The sequence below is a fragment of the Arhodomonas sp. KWT genome, from assembly GCF_010993615.1.
The window spans coordinates 1-1689 of record NZ_WNXE01000388.1; the positions used below are offsets into that span (position 1 = coordinate 1).

A 1689-nucleotide genomic window follows, 5' to 3' on the forward strand; every position below is an offset into this window, starting at 1 on the left:
CAATGTCGGCTGCCCTGAGCAGCCGACCTACGGGAGTTACAGCGTTAGCGGGTTTCCCGGCAGGCACCCCTTGCGGGATGGCCGCCCTGGTCGTGGCCATGCGCAAACCCGTCCCCATCTGTCCCGGCGTCATCAGGCACCAGTCACCCTATACCCTGCAAATCGCCTTGGCTGGTCGTTTCGACGGTAGGCCGATGGCGCGAGGGCGACCGGCGATCGCCGGGGCGGGGAGGGCGTTTGCGGGCCGTGGCGCTGTTATGCCCGCTGCCGGCCCACGCGACGGCGGGGCCACAGGAGAAGCCAATAAAAAACCCGCCGGCATCGGCCGGCGGGTTTCGGTGTTCGGCCGGAGACGGCCTCGGCTCACTCCTCGTGGATGTGGCCGTGCTCGAGCTCCTCGTTGGTGGCCTCGCGCACCTCGGAGACCTTGACCTCGAAGTTGAGGGTCTGCCCGGCGAGGGGGTGGTTGGCATCAACGGTGACGGTCTCGCCGTCGACGGCGGCCACGGTGACGACCTGGGTGCCGGCCTGGGTCTGGGCCTGGAAGCGCATGCCCGGCTCAACCTTGTCGACGCCCTGGAACATCTCCATCGGGACTTCCTGCTGGAGGCGGTCGTCGCGCTCGCCGTACGCCTCGGCCGGCTCGACGGTCACGGAGACGTCGTCGCCCGCCGCCTTGCCCTCGAGGGCGTTCTCCAGCCCGGGGATGATGTTGCCGGCACCGTGGAGATACTGAAGCGGCTGCCCCTCGGGGGAGGCGTCAAGGACCTCGCCATCGTTGTCCTTCAGGGTGTAGTCGATGGCGACGACCTTGTCCTTGGAAATCTGCATATCAACCTCTGGGCATCGAGTGTGTTGACCGCACACTGTAACTGCCACGGAAGGTGCAGCCCAAATCGGGCCCTTTTCGTACCGACGAGTGGTGCGAGGCTACTGTTGGGCGGCGGTACCTACGGGTCGAGCCGGAAGCGTTCCGCCACGGCCCGCAGCTGCCGGCGCACGGTATCGTCTTCACTGACCAGCTCGAAGCCGACCCGGTGGAAAACCGCGTTGCGCTCCTTGTGCGCCCACACGCAGCGTGCGTCGAAGGCGATGCGGTCGGTGCCGTCCACCGGTGTCTCCAGCACCAGCTCGAGCGGATAGACCTCCCCGCTGTCCAGCGGTTCGTGGGCCTCCAGCATGCCGCCGTCGACGCTGACGTCCGTGAGGTAGCCCACCAGGGCCCCGGTTTCCCGATGATGGATCGGAAAGAACTGACCGACGACATCCCGGGGCCGTCGTCTGGCATCACGCATTCCCCGTCTCCATGCCATGCATTCCCAAATTAACTATGACCGCGGCTCATCGCTTTGTCCACAATTTCAGCGCCACCGGCCACAGTACCGTTCGGTTCCGCGGGATGGCCGTGCGCGGCCGGGGGCCGCACTATGAACGCCCCGGTTAGTGTTAATCTGAACAGCTGCCATTCATTTCCCCAGTCGAGGAGCCTGCCGTGCCCGACCGGCCCGTTCCGCCGGTGGCCCTGCGCCGCCCCGTAGAGATCACCCACCACGACCACACGCGCGTCGACGAGTACGCGTGGCTGCGTGACCCGGACTGGCGCGAGGCCATGCGCGACCCGGATCGCCTGGATCCGGCGATCCGCGAGTACCTGGTCGCCGAGAACGCCTATGCCGATGCCGTGACCGC

3 protein-coding genes are annotated in these 1689 nt (G+C 66.9%); 1 reads left to right on the top strand and 2 read right to left on the bottom strand.

Annotation, left to right across the window (positions count from 1 at the left end; translation table 11 throughout):
• Positions 1-363: 363 nt before the first annotated feature.
• Both G7A99_RS19220 and G7A99_RS19225 read right to left on the bottom strand, forming a co-directional pair.
• A complete protein-coding gene (locus tag G7A99_RS19220) occupies positions 364-831 on the bottom strand; it encodes a peptidylprolyl isomerase (protein ID WP_163143234.1) in 468 nt (155 codons plus the stop codon).
• Positions 832-950: 119 nt separating this feature from the next.
• Positions 951-1295 carry a PilZ domain-containing protein gene (locus G7A99_RS19225; protein WP_163143237.1) on the bottom strand — a complete coding sequence of 115 codons (345 nt, stop codon included), beginning with the start codon at positions 1293-1295 and terminating at the stop codon, positions 951-953.
• A gap of 197 nt (positions 1296-1492) precedes the next feature.
• On the opposite strand from G7A99_RS19225, the gene G7A99_RS19230 reads away from it, so the two are divergent.
• Positions 1493-1689, top strand: a 197-nt coding sequence (locus tag G7A99_RS19230; protein ID WP_163143241.1) for a hypothetical protein, incomplete at its 3' end; no start/stop codon positions are given.